Here is a 16,337-nt window from a genome sequence, read left to right on the forward strand (position 1 = left end):
TCTAACTTTCCAACCCTTATTGCGTTCACTAACGAAGAGATTACTAACACATGGCAAAACGTAAAACTGCAATACCCGCAGCCGAAGTGACTCCACCGGCTACTGTTGAGCAACCAACCACTGAGATTATAGATACTCCTCAGCCAACGAGCGAATACTATTCCCGCTTCACCGATTTCGATGTTCATTTATTCCGGGCCGGTAAACACCACCGGCTATACGAAAAATTCGGTTCGCACGTCGTTGAACACAACGGCGTCGTAGGTACGTACTTCGCCGTCTGGGCTCCCTCCGCAAAGTACGTAGCGGTAATCGGTAACTTCAACGGCTGGAACAAAGGAAGCAATCCGCTCAATGTCCGCTGGGATTCATCGGGTATCTGGGAAATCTTCGTTCCGAACGTTAGTCGGGGTGAAGTCTACAAATATTTCATCGTCCACGAAAGCGGTCGCGAGCTGGAAAAGGGCGACCCATATGCGCACCTCTGGGAAGTTCCCCCCCAGACGGCCTCGGTCGTCTGGGATACGTACTACGAATGGCAGGATCAGGACTGGATGGCCAACCGCGGCCCCAAAAATGCCCTGAACGCGCCTATTTCGGTGTATGAAGTCCATATGGCATCCTGGCGTCGTGATCCATCGAATCCCGAGCGTGAGTTGAGCTACGGCGAGATTGCCGATGCGCTGGTTCCCTATGTGCAGGATATGGGTTTCACCCACGTCGAGTTTATGCCGGTCATGCAGTATCCGTACGCGCCTTCGTGGGGATACCAGATCACGGGTTACTACGCGCCCAGCAGCCAGTTTGGTACCGCGCAGGAATTCATGGCGCTGGTCGAAAAACTACACCAAGCGGGTATTGGCGTTATTCTGGACTGGGTTCCCTCCCACTTCCCCGGCGATGCGCACGGTCTGTATGAGTTTGACGGATCGCACCTGTACGAACACCCGGACATGCGGAAGGGCTACCATCCGGACTGGAAGAGTTATATCTTTAACTACGCCCGGCCGGAAGTCCGGTCATTCCTTCTCTCGAACGCCCTGTTCTGGCTGGACCGCTGCCATGCCGACGGCCTCCGGGTCGACGCGGTCGCGTCGATGCTGTACTTAGATTATTCCCGTAACGCAGGCGAATGGGAACCGAACATCTTCGGCGGCCGGGAAAACCTGGAAGTTATCTCGCTCTTCAAAGAGCTGAACGAAGCGGTGTACCTGGAATTCCCGGATACGCAGACCATTGCTGAAGAATCGACCGCTTTTCCCGGCGTCTCGCGGCCGGTATTCATGGGCGGCCTGGGCTTCGGTATGAAGTGGATGATGGGCTGGATGAACGACACGTTACGGTACTTCGAGCGCGATCCGGCTTACCGAAAATTCCACCAGGACGAGCTGACATTCAGTACGGTGTATGCCTATACGGAGAATTTTATGCTGCCACTTTCTCACGACGAAGTGGTGTACGGCAAGCACTCCCTGATTGGTAAAATGCCGGGCGACGAATGGCAGCGGTTTGCGAACCTGCGGCTCCTGTTCTCGTATATGTTTACGCACTCGGGCACGAAACTGCTATTCATGGGTGGCGAGTTTGGGCAAACGTCGGAGTGGAAGTTCGACAGTAGCCTGGACTGGCACCTGCTGGAGTTTGCTCCCCACAAAGGCATGGCGAATTGCGTGCGTGCTCTAAATCAGTTGTATCGCAACGAGCCTGCCCTGCATGAGCGTAACTTCTCGGCCGAAGGCTTTGAGTGGATCGACACGACCGATCGGGAGAACAGTGTCATCAGCTACGTGCGGAAAGGCGAAAACCCGGACGATACGTTGCTCATTGTCCTGAACATGACGCCCATGCCGCGACTGGACTACCGCATCGGTATTCCAACGGCTGGTACATACTACGAGGTATTCAACAGCGATTCTGTTGATTTTCATGGTAGCGGTGTCGGTAATACCAACGCCATGCAAAGCGAAGAAACAGGCTGGCAGGGCCGCCCTCAGTCACTACGGCTCAACATCCCCCCGCTGGGAGCTGTCGTGCTGAAACGAAGCTAATACAGCAGTAGATAATCAGAAAGGCAGGCGGTACCATGAGTATGAGGTGTTATGCTTCATCATGGTACCGTCTGCTTTTTGATCAGTGACTATACTGATTCAAGTCGTTGGTACGTCACTGAATAGTAAAACGGTAGATTCGGGCAACGAATCAAGCAACGGGTGCCTCCGCTCAATCAATTCGTCTATCTTTGCGCGCAAGATCAGTAAATGTCTGCATGAAGAAAGTTCTCGCCACCCTGTTGACCCTAATTTCCCTCTCTGGTTTTGCGCAATCGCCCGTGGCCGCCCGGCTAAGTAGTGGTTTCGACCTGGGTATGGCTTACACGAAAAACCGATATAACCCATCCATCGCTTACTACCAACTGATCAGCCTTGGCGAAAGTAAGGTCTTTTCGCTGGGCTGGACAGCACGACTGGGCGCCTTTTACGGCGATAACATTGATTTCTACACCGCTCCCTCCCGGCTCACCCGCGGCAAGTCGGGCCTGGGCGCACTGGGGGCTCCGCTCGTCAGCGAGAATATTGATAACGTCCGTTTTGATTATATGACTGCTACGTCCCTTAACTTCGGTATTCGGGGCCGCATCAATCTGGGCTGGGTGGAACTGGGTGGTAGCGCCGATCTGCTGGGTCTTACCGTAGGCAAACGCCGGACGGGTCTTTATCGCTCCGCGAATGGTCGTTTCAATATCGATTCAACAAGGACACAACCGTTCAGCGGAAGCAACGCTATACAAGATGGCTCCCCGGCCAGAGGAAACCTGCGTCTGCTTGGCGACAATGATCAAGGGTCGCTTTCAACCGAAGTATTCGCTCGTTTCTTCGTCAGCCAGCGCGTCGCTATCAAAGCCGGCTATCAGTGGCAGACCACCGAAATGCGCATGGTCAACCGGGATGTAGTAGCCAATAACAATCGATTCCGCAACCGGACGGGTATGCCCTATCTGGCCGTTACGTTGCCGCTGTTTTACTAACGACAGGACGGGATAGGTTGGCTCTCAACCTATCCCGTCCTGTGTTATCCTGTATCTATACTTCGACCGGTTTCAGATCGAAATACGTTTCGAAAATAGCCGTTCCCGCTTCGTTGGTGCGCGTCTGGAAATTATCCAGATACTGGTGCAGTCCCATCTTAAAGATGTCAGTCGTCTCGGTAAATTCAATATCAGTGCGGAGCTTGCTGAGCGCCCGTTCGGCCGCGTTACCGAATCCCTGCGCAATATTATTGCCCGAAATCTCATACAGCGACAGCTCAGCCTGTCGAACACAATGGGCCACCGAGCGGGGAAACATTTTATCCAGAATCAGAAACTCAACGATGCTGGAAGGCGTCAGCGAGCGGTATTGCTGACGATGCATATTATACGCACTTACCGACCGTAGCACTGCCGACCAGATCATTAGATCGAGTGTCGATCCTACAGATTCCACTTCGGGCAGCAGCGTAAAGTATTTCACGTCCAGAAAGCGCGACGTTTTGTCGGCCCGTTCCAGAAATCGGCCCAGCCGTCCAAAGTGCCAGGCATCGTTACGGGTAATCGTCGCATCGATAATGCCGTAGAACAACTGAATACTATTCCGAATCTCGGTAAAAAAGCTTTGCGTCTGACTCTGGCCTAACTGCTGCTTGGGAGCCGTATCCCGCACCATCAGGTAAAACTGATTAAGGTGTTCCCACATTTCCTTCGAGATCGTTTCCCGTACTGTCCGGGCGTTCTCGCGGGCGTTACTCAGGCAGGCTACGATGGAGTTCGGGTTCCGTTTATCGAACGTCAAAAACTGAATAACGTTCTCCCGCGTGGGCTGCTGGTAATATTTAAAGAAAAGGTAATTGTCGGCGGTAGCCGTCAGAAGCGGTTCCCATTGCTGATCTACGTTCGGTGGAAGATCCAGTTCCAGATTAAAATTCACGCTCATAAAACGGGCGTAGTTCTCGGCCCGCTCGATGTAACGATGCATCCAGTAGATAGAATTGGCGACGCGGCTTAGCATAAACGAAGTAAGTGGGCTAGCATGGGTAATCAACAAAAATAGGTCGTTCACGCAGTTTTGCAATATTTCGCTAACGATCGCCCCTTCATTCATCCATAATCCTGAAAAAATAGGTTATTTTACCTCTTTATTCCTATTAACTGCTTTATGTTAAAACTTTATTTCTTAATCCTGTGCGGCACACTACTGGCCAGCACCACAAGTATGGGTGCACCCCGCCCCCCAAAGCCTGATTCTCGTCTGTATGAGATGCGTATTTACTACCCAAATCCTGGAAAGTACGAAGCTATTGTCGATCGATTCCGGCAGCACACGACGAAGCTGTTCGCCAAACATGGCATGGAAAACATTGGCTACTGGACGCCCACCGACACCAGCCGGAAGGAACTCATCTACATCCTGGCATATCCAAACCGCGAAGCCCGCGATGCCTCCTGGAAAGCGTTCGGCAGTGATCCGGACTGGATCAAGGCACGCGATGCGTCTGAGGAGAACGGCAAGCTAGTCAACCACGTCGATCAGATCTTCATGACTGAGTCAGATCTGTCACTAGCCATTAAAACAAAGGCAGGCAAGAAGCCGCGGACATTCGAGCTACGCTCCTACACAGCCGCGCCGGGCAAACTGGACGCTCTGCTTACTCGCTTCCGGGATCATACGCTGAAACTGTTCAGCAAACACGACATGACGCACATTGGCTACTGGATCACGCAGGAAAAAGAAGGCGTTCAGCCACGGCTGCTCTATATCCTGGCTCACCCCAGCGAAGCCGAAGGCAAACAACATTTCAAGGACTTTGGCAATGACCCTGCCTGGCAGAAAGCACTCAAGGAATCGGAAGCGAATGGTAAGCTGACCGATAAAGTAGAATCCGTTTACATGAACGCCACGGATTATTCGCCAATTCGCTAATCATCTCTTTGTCAACGCAAAAAGGGCTCCTGCGCGTTATAGGAGCCCTTTTGTATTGACTATTTATCAGCTGCCGCGGGTGGATTGATCATAATATGAGCGCGGTGCGTACCGGGATCCATAATCCAGGGCATCCCGGGTGCTTCGGGTTTGAGCGGCAGACCGGTGCTTTCGGCGGTAGCGTACGGAATGTAGACTACGTAACGCAGATAGCCATTCTTTACATCACCGGTTTCGGCGTTGAAGTCTTCCGCTTTAGCTGTATACGAAAACAGCGACGATGGATGATCCGGCATTTTCAGTTTCTTATCCTTCACTTCCTGTTCGCGAATTTTCAGAATCTCGTCGGGTTTCTTGCCTTCGCCTTTCAGCACCCGGCCGCGTTCCATAAAGGGTTCCAGATCGCGGTGGTAGCAGGAAACGTTGAGTCCTTTCTGGCGAGGATCATCGGCCAGGCAAACCAGCTCATTCGTGCCCTTGCGTAACAGCACAAATTCGTTCTTTGCCGAGTAACCATAAATAGCTGCCCCGGCGCGTTTGTCTTCCGGAGCGGCCAGCACCGCCGTTTTTATCTGCACCTCAGGCGAAGGAACCGCAGGCGTCTGGGCCATCGCATTAATATACAGCCCGTGTAAGGCAATAGTGAATAGAAATTGAGCGTTCATGAAGGTTCGTGATTTATAGGGAACGTATTGAAAAAGCAGTTCAGATCAGTAGTGAAACCGGCATTGAATAATATGAAGCCGGTCTGCTTCAACGCGGTAAACGAGCCGGTGCTCATCTGTAATGCGACGCGACCAAAAGCCGGATAAGTTTTCCTTCAGGGGTTCGGGTTTCCCTTTCCCATCAAACGGCGTCCGCATGCATTCTTTAACGAGCTCGTTAATGCGACGCAACACACTCTTGTCGGTTTGCTGCCAATATACATAGTCTTCCCGCGCATTCTTATCCCACGACAGATTCATCCTTATTCGTCGATCAGGTCGTGGTCCTCCTGCTCTCCCCAATTTGCACGTTCTACGGCGCTCATCAGGCGATTGCGATTGTTTTCTGAACTCAGCAGGTGAAGTGTTTCCTTTAACGAGTTGTATTCCCGCAACGAGATCAACACAACGTTCTTGTTTTCGCTGCGATTGATCACAATCATATCATTATCATCACTGACTTGATCGAGCTTGGCCTTCATTGACCGGCGAAATTCGGAGTAATTGACTACCTGCATGTTACTTTACGTGATTACGTACAAAAATACGTACTTATTTACGAGAATTTTAAATTATTAACTATCGGGTCTTCGTGATACGACGAATTTTATAACTTAGCCTAACACCTTACAGCTATGATAACTCCTCTTGACACTCTGGGAAGCGAATTCAAAGAAGGCTTGCAAGCAATCTACGGCAGTCAGTTGACTAGTCTGATTTTGTTTGGCTCCTATGCACGAGGTGACTTTCAGCCAGAATCTGACGTAGATTTTGCTATCGTATTAAAAGATCCAGCTACGCGCCCATCAGCAGAAATATTTCGTCTGGCTCCCCTCAGCGCTGAGCTTAGCCTTAAATATGGGCTTCTAATTTCTGTATTACCAGTCTCGGAACAAAAGCTAAATACATCCGGGCAGGGTGTTTACGAAGCTATCCGGAATGAAGGAATCCAGTTATGAGCAAATTATACGAAGCTCAACTCGCCCTTGAGCGAGCGGAAGATACACTCGAAGAATCCGTCCATAACCTAGATGGCGGCTTCACTACAGCAACTGCAAATCGAGCTTATTACGTTATTTTTTACTGTCTAACAGCACTTCTATACACAGAGGGAGTGCAGACGAAGCGGCACTCTGGCGCACAGGGTAAATTTCACGAATTGTTTATTCGCACGGCTCGCTTTCCCCATGAAACGATTAACTGGATACAGGCTGCTTTCCAACTCCGTCAGGCAGGTGACTATGACCTGGAAACCGATATATCTATGGAGGAAGCCAAACAATCGCTCGATAATGCTCGTCAGTTTTATTTACTGACAAAAGCATATATCGACAAGATTGTTAGCCAGTAGCCCTGCTACTGATACCCCCGCGCCTGCAGCTTGAACAGCTCGGCGTAGCGACCATCCTGACGTAACAGCTCGTCGTGGCTGCCGATCTCGAGCAACGTTCCTTTATCAAGCACCAGAATGCGGTCGGCCATGCGGACCGTACTGAAGCGGTGCGAAATGATTACCGACGAGTGACCTTCGGTTAGTTTGGCGAATCGCTGGAATACATCGTATTCGGCACGGGCGTCGAGGGCGGCCGTGGGCTCGTCCAGAATAACCAACTGGGCGTCGCGCATGTAGGCGCGACCAAGGGCTACTTTCTGCCACTCTCCACCCGAGAGTTCAACCCCTTTGCCAAACGAGCGTCCCAGCTGCTGATCGTAACCGCCCTCCAGCTTGGCAATGACCGTATCGGCCAGCGACTGCTGCGCGGCCGTTTCGATCCGCGACTGGTTCATCCGTTCGCTCACGTCCCCAACGGCAATGTTGGTCCCGGCCGACATTTTAAATCGGGTGTAATCCTGGAAGATAACGCCAATATTCTGACGTAATACGGTCAGGTCATACTCACGCAGATCGTAGCCGTCCAGCAGGATTCGCCCCTCCGTCGGGTCATACAGCCGGGCCAGTAGTTTGACCAGCGTGGTTTTGCCCGCTCCGTTCTCGCCTACTAGCGCCAGTTTTTCACCGGCCCGGAGCGTAAACGACAGGTCTCGCACCGCCCAGCGCTCTGAGTTCGTGTATTTGAAACCGACGTTCTCAAACGTAAAGCCCTGTTGAATGGGATTCGGAAAAGGCCGGAACGTAGCAGGCGAGTAGATCAACGGTTTGATAGCAAAGAAATCAAAGAGGTCCTGCAGGTAAATAGCCTCCTGCGTCAGACTACTGAACTGAAGTAGAATTCCCTCCAGCGAACTGCGCACCTGCCGGAACGAACCCGCCAGAAACGTAAGATCGCCCAGTGAGATTGTCCCGTTAACCGCCCGCGCCACAATCCAGACGTAGGCACCGTAGTAGCCCGCCGTTCCAAGTATGGTTAACATCGTTCCCCAACCCGCCCGGCTGATAGCCAGCGTGCGGTTCTTCGTAAAATATTCCCAGGAAAGGCTCCGGAACCGGTCGATCAGGAAATCGGATAGACCAAAAATCTTAACCTCTTTGGCCGTTTCGTCGCTGGCCCCTACGTAGCGCAGGTAGTCCAGTTCCCGTCGTTCGGGCGTCCAGGAGCGGGACAGCGAATAACTGCGCTGGTTGAAATAATTATCGCCAATGAACGAGGGAGTCACAGCAATCAGAATCAGCAGCAACAGCCAGGGGTTATATACGGCTAGTCCGGCCGCCAGAAAACCCACCGAGATCAATTCCTGTATTTGGCCGAATACCCCAGACAGCAGTACCGTTCGTCCGGTCGACTGGCGCCGGGCGCGTTCGAGTTTGTCATAGAACGTAGCATCCTCAAACTGTTCGAGGTCAAGGGTAGCCGCGTGTTCCATCAAGCGGACGGAAATCTGATTAGCGAACAGATCGCCCAGCAAACCATCCATGAGTGATACGGCCCGGCCCAGCGCCGTCGACAAAACGGCCAGCCCGAACTCGGCGGCTACGAGCCACCACAGGAAAGTTGTATCATCCGAACCCGTATTATTCGTGAGGGCGACCACCTGATCAATGATCAGTTTACCGACGTAAAGTGTAGCCGCTGGCACGGCCGCCCGGATGAGTCGCAGGAAGGCATTTCCCAGGAACAGGCCCGGCGACACTTCCCATATCAGGCGAAAAAAAGCAGGCAGGTTTCCAAGCGCGGCAAAGCGTTCGCGCCAACTCACGTCTGGCTTAGTATCAGCGGTCTTAGCATTCGATTTAGTCTTTGTTGTCATACATAAAAAAGACACGTAGACGCGGGGTTTAGTTCGTTGAAAATTTCCTGAACGGCAACCACCAACGATCATATATTCTTATATTTCTGCCCTGTTCACCTTCTTACTTTATAGCAACCACTCCTCTATGAAACGGTTACGTTACGGGCTCAACCGCGCCCTCTTTTTTGTCCTGCTTACAGCCTCGTTTACGGTACAGGCCGAAGGCCCAACGGGCATCAGTTTTTTTAAAGGCTCCTGGAAGGCAGTCCTGAACGAAGCCAGAAAGCAGAATAAACCAATCTTCGTCGATATCTACACGACCTGGTGCGGTCCCTGCAAGCAGATGGCCCGACAGGCTTTCCCGGACGCGAAGGTTGGCGAAAAATTCAACGCCAATTTTATCAGTTATCAGCTCGACGCCGAACGGGGTGAAGGTGTTCAGATCGCCAGAAAGTACACGGTTACTGCCTACCCAACGACCCTGTTCGTGTCGGCCGATGGTGACCTCATCCACCGGGTTGTTGGCTACGGCGGTATCGAGGCCATGCTGACGGAAGCCGACAAAGCCATTGCGGCAGCGGCTGACCCAAATCCACTGTCAGCGCTGGAGAAACACTACGCCAGCAACAAGAACAACCCGGCTTTTGTGGCCCTTTATCTAACCAAGCGGGGTCAGGTTGGCCTGCCTGATCCGGAAGCGCTGGAATCGTACATGCAGCTGGTCCCCGACGCCGATTGGTTTTCGGTCGAGAACCTGACCATTCTTAGCGGCAATATTGGGTCAACCAATTCAAAAGCCTATGATCTCCTCATTCAGGCTATTCCCAAACTGGGAATGGACCAGGATAAAATGGCATTAGCCCGCCCAATCATCAGCGGACTGCAACGGGCCGAACGAAAAGACTATCAGAAAGCCATTCAGAAAGCCGACGAACGTCTGCTTGACGCCATGCTCCGCAATCGTCGGCGGCTGACGGCGGTTGTGCCTATTGACGGTAACGTTAGCGCCGATGAACGGGAAAGCACGTACCGCCGGACGTTTTACCTCCAAACCAAGGACATGGATGGCTACCGGAAGCTCGCGGCTCAGGAAGGTGCCCGCCTGCTGGCAATTCCCGCCGATTCGCTGAAAGCCAAGGATGAACTTCTCCTAAAACGTTTTCAGCAGCAGTCCGCTTTTATGCCCGATTCAGCCAAACAACAGGCGGAGTTCAAACAGTACGCGGCCAGCATGCAAAATGCCGAAACAAACCGGATCGCGACCCAGCTGAATAGCCTGGCGTGGGACTATTATCAGCATTTATCCGATCAGGCCGATTTGAGACAGGCGCTGGCCTGGTCAGCAAAATCGCTGGTCTACAGCCGAAGTGGAGCAAATCTGGACACCTATGCTCATCTGCTCAGTAAGTTGGGCCACAAAGCTGAGGCAATTAAAGCGCAGCAAGAAGCGATCGCACTGGTAAAAGCAGAGGGCGGTGACCTCGACGATTACGAAAAGAGCTTGGCCGAAATTAGACAGCGATAGCTCCTTTAGTGCCACCCATGTTAATGGGGGCATTAATATTTCATATCACAATGGCGGACCGTAAAATCCGCCATTTACTTTTAGAAGGTATGTAGCAAAAAAGGAGCGTTTGAAGAGCAGAGCAATACACAAGGGGTACTACCAACTGCTTTAATCTCTAGGACAAGCGATACTTGTATAGCCCGGCTCAAAAGACATAAGCTACACTAACGGGCATATTACGCAACGTTAAGCTTAAAAAATAAAACGCTAGCAAATAGCCGATCGCCCACACCACGCTAGGCTATAATTTGGTGAATTGCTGCGATGCATTGAGAGCCGTAGTAGCAATGTCTTTGCTTACTATTGCGATAGCTAAAAATAAGTATTTCTGATTGACAAGGCAGTTAATGCTTTTATGACTTACTCAAGGCACGCTTCACAAAGCCGCCGAGCAAGCTTACGATAAACGTCAGAATGATTGCCCCATAAAGGCCAAAGTGTTCAATTTCTATCCGACCACTTTCAGTAGCAGCAGGACTAATCAGGTAGTAACCAACCAGCAGAAGAATGACTTGTGCTATGGCTAATAACCATCCTTTACGTGGCTCAATTACACCAAGTAGACTAGCTGCCATCGAGGCCACGAAATAACTGAGGTGAAGCAAGTGATTACGTTCAGTGGTCTTAATCACATATAGGATCACAGCGCTGGTAAACACTGTTATTATCAGGCTGAAGAGCAGGTGTTTGTCCAGCAAAGGAGTGGTTGATTTGTTGTCGGATTTATGAGAAAGATTCATGGTTGTTTTTGGTAAATAGTTGAGATATGAAAAGGACTTTATAAATCCCTTTCCAGCTTTTCCAAGTAGGCGACAAGACGTTGCTTCTGCTCACTGCTGATCTGATAAAATTCAAATACGTTAGATAGCAACAGCGAATCTGCAACCAGAATAGCCGTTAGATTGGCAACCGAAGTATCGTTTGGATCAGCAATCACATGTTCCCGGTACCATTGGCTGAACAATTGCCGGTAATACTCACTGTTGAAACAAGCCTGGGTCATCACGTTTAACGACCGCTTTTGTTGTTCATCAAACTCTTCATTGACAACTGTCTTTAAGAAAGCGATAGCGGACGACCGATTAAGGGCTAGTTCCTGCTTGAAAGCTTGAGTGAATTGGTCCAGCCGATTCTGAAACAACTCATCAATAAGTGCTTCTTTTTTGGGAAAGTGGTGCATCAATCCTCCCTTGCTAAGGTTAGCCATCCTGGCCACCGCATCTAAGCTCATACTCTCAATCCCTTTACGATTGATAATGTCTGTAGCCGCTTCTAGGATGAGCTGTCGATTTTCTTGTGGCTCCTTCTTTCGTTTATAATTATTGCTATTCTCCATACTTACCTTACAAAGAAACCGACCATATGGTTCCTTTGTAAGGTAAGTATTTTTTAAATCTTGTTTTTTCTTGACCCCTTTCGGGAAAACGGGGGTAAATACATTAAAACGAATTAATACCACAAAGCTGCGCCAGAATCGTTTATGGTACACCTAACAGTTACCTTACCACCATGAAATCATTCACGCAGTTTTTCGAAACGTTTGCTTCCAAAGCCACCCGCGCCACGGGTTCATCAACGGCTTTTATCATTGCCCTGCTAACCGTCATCATCTGGCTGATTACGGGGCCTATTTTCGGCTACTCTGATACCTGGCAGCTGATCATCAATACCGGAACGACCATCATTACGTTCCTTATGGTTTTTCTGATCCAGAAATCGCAGAACAAGGATTCGATGGCCATGCAGATCAAGCTCAACGAACTGATCGCGGTTAACCGGAAAGCCAGCAACCGACTCCTGAACATAGAAGACCTCAGCGAAGCCGAGTTACGTTCCCTCCACGAATTTTTTGGCCGCTTAGCCGAAAAAGCGAAGGCCGAAGCTACCTTATCAGAATCGCACTCCGTTGAGGAAGCCGAGGAGATTCACGAGGAGAAAGTTGAAGAACTGGAAAAACGGCAGCAGACCCGCAAACATCGCCCGAAACCAAACGGCAACCAGCTAACAGCAGCCTGATACGCCTTTCATTGCCTCAATATTGCCTACCTTTAGTCCATGAACTACGCCTGGGCTACGCTTCTTTTTTGTCTTCTCCTGCTTCCTGTCCACGCCGAAGAACCAACGGGGATCCAGTTTTTTCAGGGTTCCTGGCAGCAGGTTCTGACCGAAGCGAAACTCCAGAACCGACCCATCTTTGTCGACATTTATACCAACTGGTGCCCCCCCTGCCGACGTATGGCGCGGGAAGCCTTTCCCAATCCGAAAGTAGGCGAGAAATTCAATACGTATTTTATCTGCTACCAGGTCAACGCTGAGTTTGGCGAAGGGCTGAACGTAGCAAGGGCCTATGGCGTGCAGAGCTACCCAACCTCATTGTTCATGACGCCCACCGGCGAACTGGTTCACCGGGCTATTGGCTACGGGGGTATTGAATCGATGATCACGCAGGCCGACCATGCTCTGCACTTACCCAAACTGCGCCAGTTTCGGAAGTTGAAAAACCGAAAGCAAGCGGCCGATTAGTACGTAAACGTCAGGGCATTCGGCGTGAAGCGTAGCGTTACCTCGTGCGTACTAGGCTGAAAATAAAGGTTAGCCGTCGGATTCTCAGGCGTCTGCGAATAGAACGTATAGCCTAACCGTATCGCATTGCTTATCTGAAACTCAGCCAGCGCATACAGGTAATTGGCTGAAACCAACCCAGGGCTGTTGTAGCGATACGATAAGCCCAGGCCCAGTTGCTCATTGATCCAGACACGGGCGTTCAGATCAACGCCCGGCGATCGTTCGGCGATTTTGGATACCAGTACCGACGGAATCAGTACGGTTTTGTCACTCAGATCAATTCGGGTACCCGCCTGTAGCATCACAGGCCGTACGCTCTGGTATAAGTAGCGTTCCGACAGATCCAGCGCCCGGCCAACCAATTCCGGCACCGAAAGTCCGCCGAAAAAGCGGTCGCCTTTATAGTAGATTCCCAGACCCAGGCTGGCAATGGGCCGGTTGATTGCTGCGGCTGTGCTGTAGTCATACAGAGGCAATACGCTAACGCCCCCCTGTACCCCGATGGATAGTTTGGCCAGCGCTGGCATGTTAAACCGATACGCAACACTCCCGTAGGCTCCCGTTGCCGCAAACAACCCCATGCGGTCGTTCAACGCCTGAAATCCCAGCCCGACCCGGCCATTGGCTACCGCTCCGTCGACGCTTACCGTTTGCGTGAGTGGGGCATTCCGTATGCCAAACCATTTGCGTCGAAGCGAGGCCGACAGCTGAAATGTTTCGGCGCTGCCAGCAGCTGCCGGATTTATACTGATGGGATTAATGAGGTACTGCGAGTAAAGCACTTCTTTTTGGGCCGATGCCGTCTGAGACAACACAAGACTCAATACGGCGCCCAAAAAAATGCCTGCCTGGTAACGAATTTTCATAACGGTTCGGAATAGCCAACAAATTGCAGGCTTTTACCCTAAAAACCTAACCTGAACGCCGACGATCCAGTCCGCTAGTTCAGACTCAGGATTTTGATTTCGGTCCGGCGATTCTGTTCGTGTTCTTCTTCCGTGCAGGTTACGCCGTCCTTGCACTTATTGAGCGGTTCGCTTTCACCGTATCCTTTTGCCGTAATCCGTGCGGGGGCAATTCCTTTCGATTTCAGGTAGGCGACAGCAGACTTAGCCCGGTTTGTCGACAGCGTTTTGTTATACTGCGTCGTGGCCCGGCTGTCGGTATGCGACCGGAGTTCGATGGTCATGGCCGGATATTGTTTCAGTAGTGCAACCACTTTATCCAGCTCGGCAGCAGCGGCTGGCTGAATCGTCGCTTTGTTCTTGCCGTAGTGAATATTGTTGATCTTGACCACATCGCCCTTGGTGAACATCACTAAGTCGGGGGAGCCTGTGCCTTTGCTGGTTATCAGGCTCGACAGGGCAGCCATGCCCTCTTTACTACTTTCCAGGCGGTAATCACAGCCCGGTAGGACCATTAGTTCGTACTGCCCGTTGGCGTCGGTGGTGGTTTCCTGCACAATCCCGTCGCACATGTTGATGAGTTTTATCTTCGCGCCAACAACTCCTGCCTGCGTCGCCTGTGTCGTCACCCGTCCGCGTAAGGTGGTCGTCGAAGGGCCAAATACCTCACTGGAACGAAGCTGCGGTTTTGCCAGCGAAATGTCCAGCCGTACCGGCTGGTTGTCGGCCAGGTTTTTCGTCGAGAACCCTACTTTGTTCGTCAGATACCCGTCGCGGCTCGCCAGAAACGTAGCATCGCTTTCAGCATCCAGACAGAACCGCAGTAAGCCACTGTCATTCGTTTTCAACTGTTTTACGTCCTGTCCGTTTGCTGCGTTGATCGCAATAATCGTATTGTCCAGAGGGGTGTTCGAATCAGCATCAAACACGCCAACCGTCAGTTCCCGGCAGGGGTACAGCGAACCCTGACGCGTGAAGCGATAAATATCGTCATCGGCGCCCCCGTTCCTGCGGTTGCTACTCAGGTAACCCGTCTGCCGATTTTTATCCGTTACAATCCCAAAATCGTCTTTTTCCGAATTCAGCGGCTGCCCCAGATTGTACACGCTTTTCACCTGGTCACTGCCGTTCAGCTGCGCATAGAACAGATCGAGTCCGCCCAGGCCTTTCAGACCATTTGAGGAGAAATACAGATTACCGGTTTCATCAACGAACGGGAATAGCTCATTTCCTTTCGTATTGACTTCTTTCCCCAGGTTAATAGGTTCGCTCCATTTGCCGTTGGTCCAGCGCGATACGTAAATATCGGTACCGCCAAACCCGCCCGGCCGGTCGGAGGCAAAATACAGCAGTTGATCATCGGGTGACAAAGCGGGGTGACCCGTCGAGTACTGATCACTATTGAAAGGTAATTCTTCGGCTTTGCTCCAGCGACCATCCAACTGGCTGGCCGTGTACAGCTTTAGTTTGTTGATCCGGTCCGTACTCTGCTGGTAGCGCCCCTCGTTGTAGTTGTTGCGGGTGAAAATAATGCGCGACCCATCCTTGGTAAACGTAGCTGGCCCTTCGTGATACTTGGTATTGAGGCTTTCGTAGAAACGCTCGGAGCGGCTGGTGGGGCGCTCGTTATAGCCCAGATGCAGCTGGGTACCGGCGTAGATTCCCTGCATCTTCGAGTCGTTGGCCGTAGGACTGGTGTAAGCATCTTTGCCCAGCGGCACCTGCTTCAGCTTGCCTTTTGCGTTCTGCTCGTCGGCAGGGAGGAAAAACAGATCCAGGAAAGGGGTATTCTTCTGCGAGAAGGCTTTCTTCAGCCGTTTCTTGCCGCCCGCTGATACGAACACCAGCCCGCCCTGATACAGCGCCGGGCTAAATTCGGCGTTCTGCGTATTCAAGGGCAAAAAATCAAGCTTGTAATTAGCCGGTTTCCGAAGCAACTCATCCGTATTACCGTACCGGTTATCCGTAATGCCTTCTGGTTTTTCCTGCTGTTTCAGTTTGCCGTATTTCTCAAACGCGATCTCGGCTTCCTTGTACTTACCATTGCTGGCCAGTGCCTGCGCGTAGCGTAGATAACAGTCAGCATCTTCGGGCGGAATTGATTCGGAGTAGAGTAATTCCCGAAAAACCTGCTCTGCTTTTTTGGAGTTATGCAGCTGCTGGTAGCTGTATCCCAGGTTCATCTTCGCCGTCAGGCGGTTCTTGTCGGAAAGTTCACTGGGTTTTGCCAGCACCTGCTCATACAACGCGGCCGCATTGTCGTAGTAAGACTGATTGAATTGGCGGTTCGCTTCGGCAATGAGCGACTGGGCCAGTAATGGTAATGGCTTACCCAACAGACAGGCTATACCCAGAAGCAGGTAAAGACGGTAGTTCATAGTACGGGCTGTTACAGGAGTACAAACACAAAGCCCTTCCCCAGTTCATGAAGAAGGTACTTTGACCCTAGCAA

The 16,337-nt window shown here is 51.4% G+C and carries 18 protein-coding genes; 8 read left to right on the forward strand and 10 right to left on the reverse strand.

The window, feature by feature from the left end; all coding sequences use genetic code 11:
- The first annotated feature begins 50 nt into the window (after window positions 1-50).
- Window positions 51-2,048, forward strand: a complete 1,998-nt coding sequence (gene glgB / locus HU175_RS22955; protein ID WP_176568796.1) for a 1,4-alpha-glucan branching protein GlgB — start codon at window positions 51-53, stop codon at window positions 2,046-2,048.
- Window positions 2,049-2,266: 218 nt separating this feature from the next.
- The gene (locus tag HU175_RS22960; protein ID WP_176568797.1) at window positions 2,267-3,025 is read left to right on the forward strand and encodes a hypothetical protein; all 759 of its coding nucleotides are present in this window, start codon (window positions 2,267-2,269) and stop codon (window positions 3,023-3,025) included.
- Window positions 3,026-3,080: 55 nt separating this feature from the next.
- On the opposite strand, the gene HU175_RS22965 is transcribed toward HU175_RS22960, so the two are convergent.
- Window positions 3,081-4,043, reverse strand: a complete 963-nt coding sequence (locus HU175_RS22965) for an alpha-E domain-containing protein (protein ID WP_176568798.1) — start codon at window positions 4,041-4,043, stop codon at window positions 3,081-3,083.
- Window positions 4,044-4,190: 147 nt separating this feature from the next.
- On the opposite strand from HU175_RS22965, the gene HU175_RS22970 reads away from it, so the two are divergent.
- Window positions 4,191-4,955, forward strand: a complete 765-nt coding sequence (locus HU175_RS22970) for an NIPSNAP family protein (RefSeq protein WP_176568799.1) — start codon at window positions 4,191-4,193, stop codon at window positions 4,953-4,955.
- Between the two features lie 59 nt (window positions 4,956-5,014).
- Here HU175_RS22970 and HU175_RS22975 read toward each other — a convergent pair whose 3' ends face one another.
- Genes HU175_RS22975 through HU175_RS22985 form a run of 3 tightly spaced genes read right to left on the reverse strand, consistent with a single transcriptional unit; the run spans window position 5,015 to window position 6,177 of the window.
- Window positions 5,015-5,620 (reverse strand): hypothetical protein, encoded by a 606-nt coding sequence (locus tag HU175_RS22975; protein ID WP_176568800.1) that lies wholly within the window; start codon window positions 5,618-5,620, stop codon window positions 5,015-5,017.
- A 45-nt stretch (window positions 5,621-5,665) separates the two neighbouring features.
- The gene (locus tag HU175_RS22980) at window positions 5,666-5,920 is read right to left on the reverse strand and encodes a Txe/YoeB family addiction module toxin (RefSeq protein ID WP_176568801.1); all 255 of its coding nucleotides are present in this window, start codon (window positions 5,918-5,920) and stop codon (window positions 5,666-5,668) included.
- A gap of 2 nt (window positions 5,921-5,922) precedes the next feature.
- Entirely contained in the window at window positions 5,923-6,177 is a 255-nt protein-coding gene (locus HU175_RS22985) for a type II toxin-antitoxin system Phd/YefM family antitoxin (protein ID WP_176568802.1), read from the reverse strand.
- Between the two features lie 117 nt (window positions 6,178-6,294).
- Here HU175_RS22985 and HU175_RS22990 point away from each other — a divergent pair, with 117 nt between their 5' ends.
- On the forward strand, window positions 6,295-6,618 hold the full coding sequence (locus HU175_RS22990) for a nucleotidyltransferase domain-containing protein (RefSeq protein ID WP_176568803.1): 324 nt from the start codon (window positions 6,295-6,297) through the stop codon (window positions 6,616-6,618).
- Window positions 6,615-7,010, forward strand: coding sequence for a HEPN domain-containing protein (locus HU175_RS22995; RefSeq protein WP_176568804.1), 396 nt, complete (start codon window positions 6,615-6,617; stop codon window positions 7,008-7,010). Before HU175_RS22990 ends, HU175_RS22995 begins: the two co-directional genes overlap by 4 nt.
- Window positions 7,011-7,015: 5 nt before the next feature.
- Here the strand turns inward: HU175_RS22995 and HU175_RS23000 are convergent, their stop codons facing one another.
- Window positions 7,016-8,866, reverse strand: coding sequence for an ABC transporter ATP-binding protein (locus tag HU175_RS23000; protein ID WP_176568805.1), 1,851 nt, complete (start codon window positions 8,864-8,866; stop codon window positions 7,016-7,018).
- 127 nt (window positions 8,867-8,993) lie between these two features.
- On the opposite strand from HU175_RS23000, the gene HU175_RS23005 reads away from it, so the two are divergent.
- A complete protein-coding gene (locus HU175_RS23005; RefSeq protein WP_176568806.1) occupies window positions 8,994-10,373 on the forward strand; it encodes a thioredoxin family protein in 1,380 nt (459 codons plus the stop codon).
- A gap of 187 nt (window positions 10,374-10,560) precedes the next feature.
- On the opposite strand, the gene HU175_RS25160 is transcribed toward HU175_RS23005, so the two are convergent.
- The 3 genes from HU175_RS25160 to HU175_RS23020 form a co-directional block, all read right to left on the reverse strand.
- Window positions 10,561-10,650 carry an SMR family transporter gene (locus HU175_RS25160; RefSeq protein ID WP_218037015.1) on the reverse strand — a complete coding sequence of 30 codons (90 nt, stop codon included), beginning with the start codon at window positions 10,648-10,650 and terminating at the stop codon, window positions 10,561-10,563.
- 118 nt (window positions 10,651-10,768) lie between these two features.
- Window positions 10,769-11,155, reverse strand: coding sequence for a hypothetical protein (locus HU175_RS23015; protein ID WP_176568807.1), 387 nt, complete (start codon window positions 11,153-11,155; stop codon window positions 10,769-10,771).
- Between the two features lie 38 nt (window positions 11,156-11,193).
- The gene (locus HU175_RS23020) at window positions 11,194-11,874 is read right to left on the reverse strand and encodes a TetR/AcrR family transcriptional regulator (RefSeq protein ID WP_176568808.1); all 681 of its coding nucleotides are present in this window, start codon (window positions 11,872-11,874) and stop codon (window positions 11,194-11,196) included.
- Between the two features lie 50 nt (window positions 11,875-11,924).
- Between HU175_RS23020 and HU175_RS23025 the strand changes: the two genes are divergently transcribed.
- Together HU175_RS23025 and HU175_RS23030 are read left to right on the forward strand one after the other, a co-directional pair.
- The gene (locus HU175_RS23025) at window positions 11,925-12,431 is read left to right on the forward strand and encodes a low affinity iron permease family protein (RefSeq protein ID WP_176568809.1); all 507 of its coding nucleotides are present in this window, start codon (window positions 11,925-11,927) and stop codon (window positions 12,429-12,431) included.
- 39 nt (window positions 12,432-12,470) lie between these two features.
- Window positions 12,471-12,938 (forward strand): thioredoxin family protein, encoded by a 468-nt coding sequence (locus HU175_RS23030; protein WP_176568810.1) that lies wholly within the window; start codon window positions 12,471-12,473, stop codon window positions 12,936-12,938.
- Here HU175_RS23030 and HU175_RS23035 read toward each other — a convergent pair.
- Window positions 12,935-13,846 carry a type IX secretion system membrane protein PorP/SprF gene (locus HU175_RS23035; protein ID WP_176568811.1) on the reverse strand — a complete coding sequence of 304 codons (912 nt, stop codon included), beginning with the start codon at window positions 13,844-13,846 and terminating at the stop codon, window positions 12,935-12,937. The two genes, HU175_RS23030 and HU175_RS23035, sit on opposite strands and share 4 nt — an antisense overlap.
- Before the next feature lie 74 nt (window positions 13,847-13,920).
- Window positions 13,921-16,263, reverse strand: a complete 2,343-nt coding sequence (locus HU175_RS23040; RefSeq protein WP_176568812.1) for an OmpA family protein — start codon at window positions 16,261-16,263, stop codon at window positions 13,921-13,923.
- Window positions 16,264-16,337 lie beyond the last annotated feature (74 nt).

It is taken from the genome of Spirosoma sp. KUDC1026, assembly GCF_013375035.1.
In the GTDB taxonomy this organism is placed as follows: Bacteria; Bacteroidota; Bacteroidia; order Cytophagales; family Spirosomataceae; genus Spirosoma.

Coding starts and splice junctions, on each gene's coding strand:
- HU175_RS23040 (WP_176568812.1), bottom strand. CDS start 16,263: ATGAACTACCGTCTTTACCTGCTTCTGGGTATAGCCTGTCTGTTGGGT.
- glgB (WP_176568796.1), top strand. CDS start 51: ATGGCAAAACGTAAAACTGCAATACCCGCAGCCGAAGTGACTCCACCG.
- HU175_RS22995 (WP_176568804.1), top strand. CDS start 6,615: ATGAGCAAATTATACGAAGCTCAACTCGCCCTTGAGCGAGCGGAAGAT.
- HU175_RS22975 (WP_176568800.1), bottom strand. CDS start 5,620: ATGAACGCTCAATTTCTATTCACTATTGCCTTACACGGGCTGTATATT.
- HU175_RS22980 (WP_176568801.1), bottom strand. CDS start 5,920: ATGAATCTGTCGTGGGATAAGAATGCGCGGGAAGACTATGTATATTGG.
- HU175_RS23000 (WP_176568805.1), bottom strand. CDS start 8,866: ATGACAACAAAGACTAAATCGAATGCTAAGACCGCTGATACTAAGCCA.
- HU175_RS23025 (WP_176568809.1), top strand. CDS start 11,925: ATGAAATCATTCACGCAGTTTTTCGAAACGTTTGCTTCCAAAGCCACC.
- HU175_RS22990 (WP_176568803.1), top strand. CDS start 6,295: ATGATAACTCCTCTTGACACTCTGGGAAGCGAATTCAAAGAAGGCTTG.
- HU175_RS23035 (WP_176568811.1), bottom strand. CDS start 13,846: ATGAAAATTCGTTACCAGGCAGGCATTTTTTTGGGCGCCGTATTGAGT.
- HU175_RS22970 (WP_176568799.1), top strand. CDS start 4,191: ATGTTAAAACTTTATTTCTTAATCCTGTGCGGCACACTACTGGCCAGC.
- HU175_RS22960 (WP_176568797.1), top strand. CDS start 2,267: ATGAAGAAAGTTCTCGCCACCCTGTTGACCCTAATTTCCCTCTCTGGT.
- HU175_RS23005 (WP_176568806.1), top strand. CDS start 8,994: ATGAAACGGTTACGTTACGGGCTCAACCGCGCCCTCTTTTTTGTCCTG.
- HU175_RS23030 (WP_176568810.1), top strand. CDS start 12,471: ATGAACTACGCCTGGGCTACGCTTCTTTTTTGTCTTCTCCTGCTTCCT.
- HU175_RS22965 (WP_176568798.1), bottom strand. CDS start 4,043: ATGCTAAGCCGCGTCGCCAATTCTATCTACTGGATGCATCGTTACATC.
- HU175_RS22985 (WP_176568802.1), bottom strand. CDS start 6,177: ATGCAGGTAGTCAATTACTCCGAATTTCGCCGGTCAATGAAGGCCAAG.
- HU175_RS23015 (WP_176568807.1), bottom strand. CDS start 11,155: ATGAATCTTTCTCATAAATCCGACAACAAATCAACCACTCCTTTGCTG.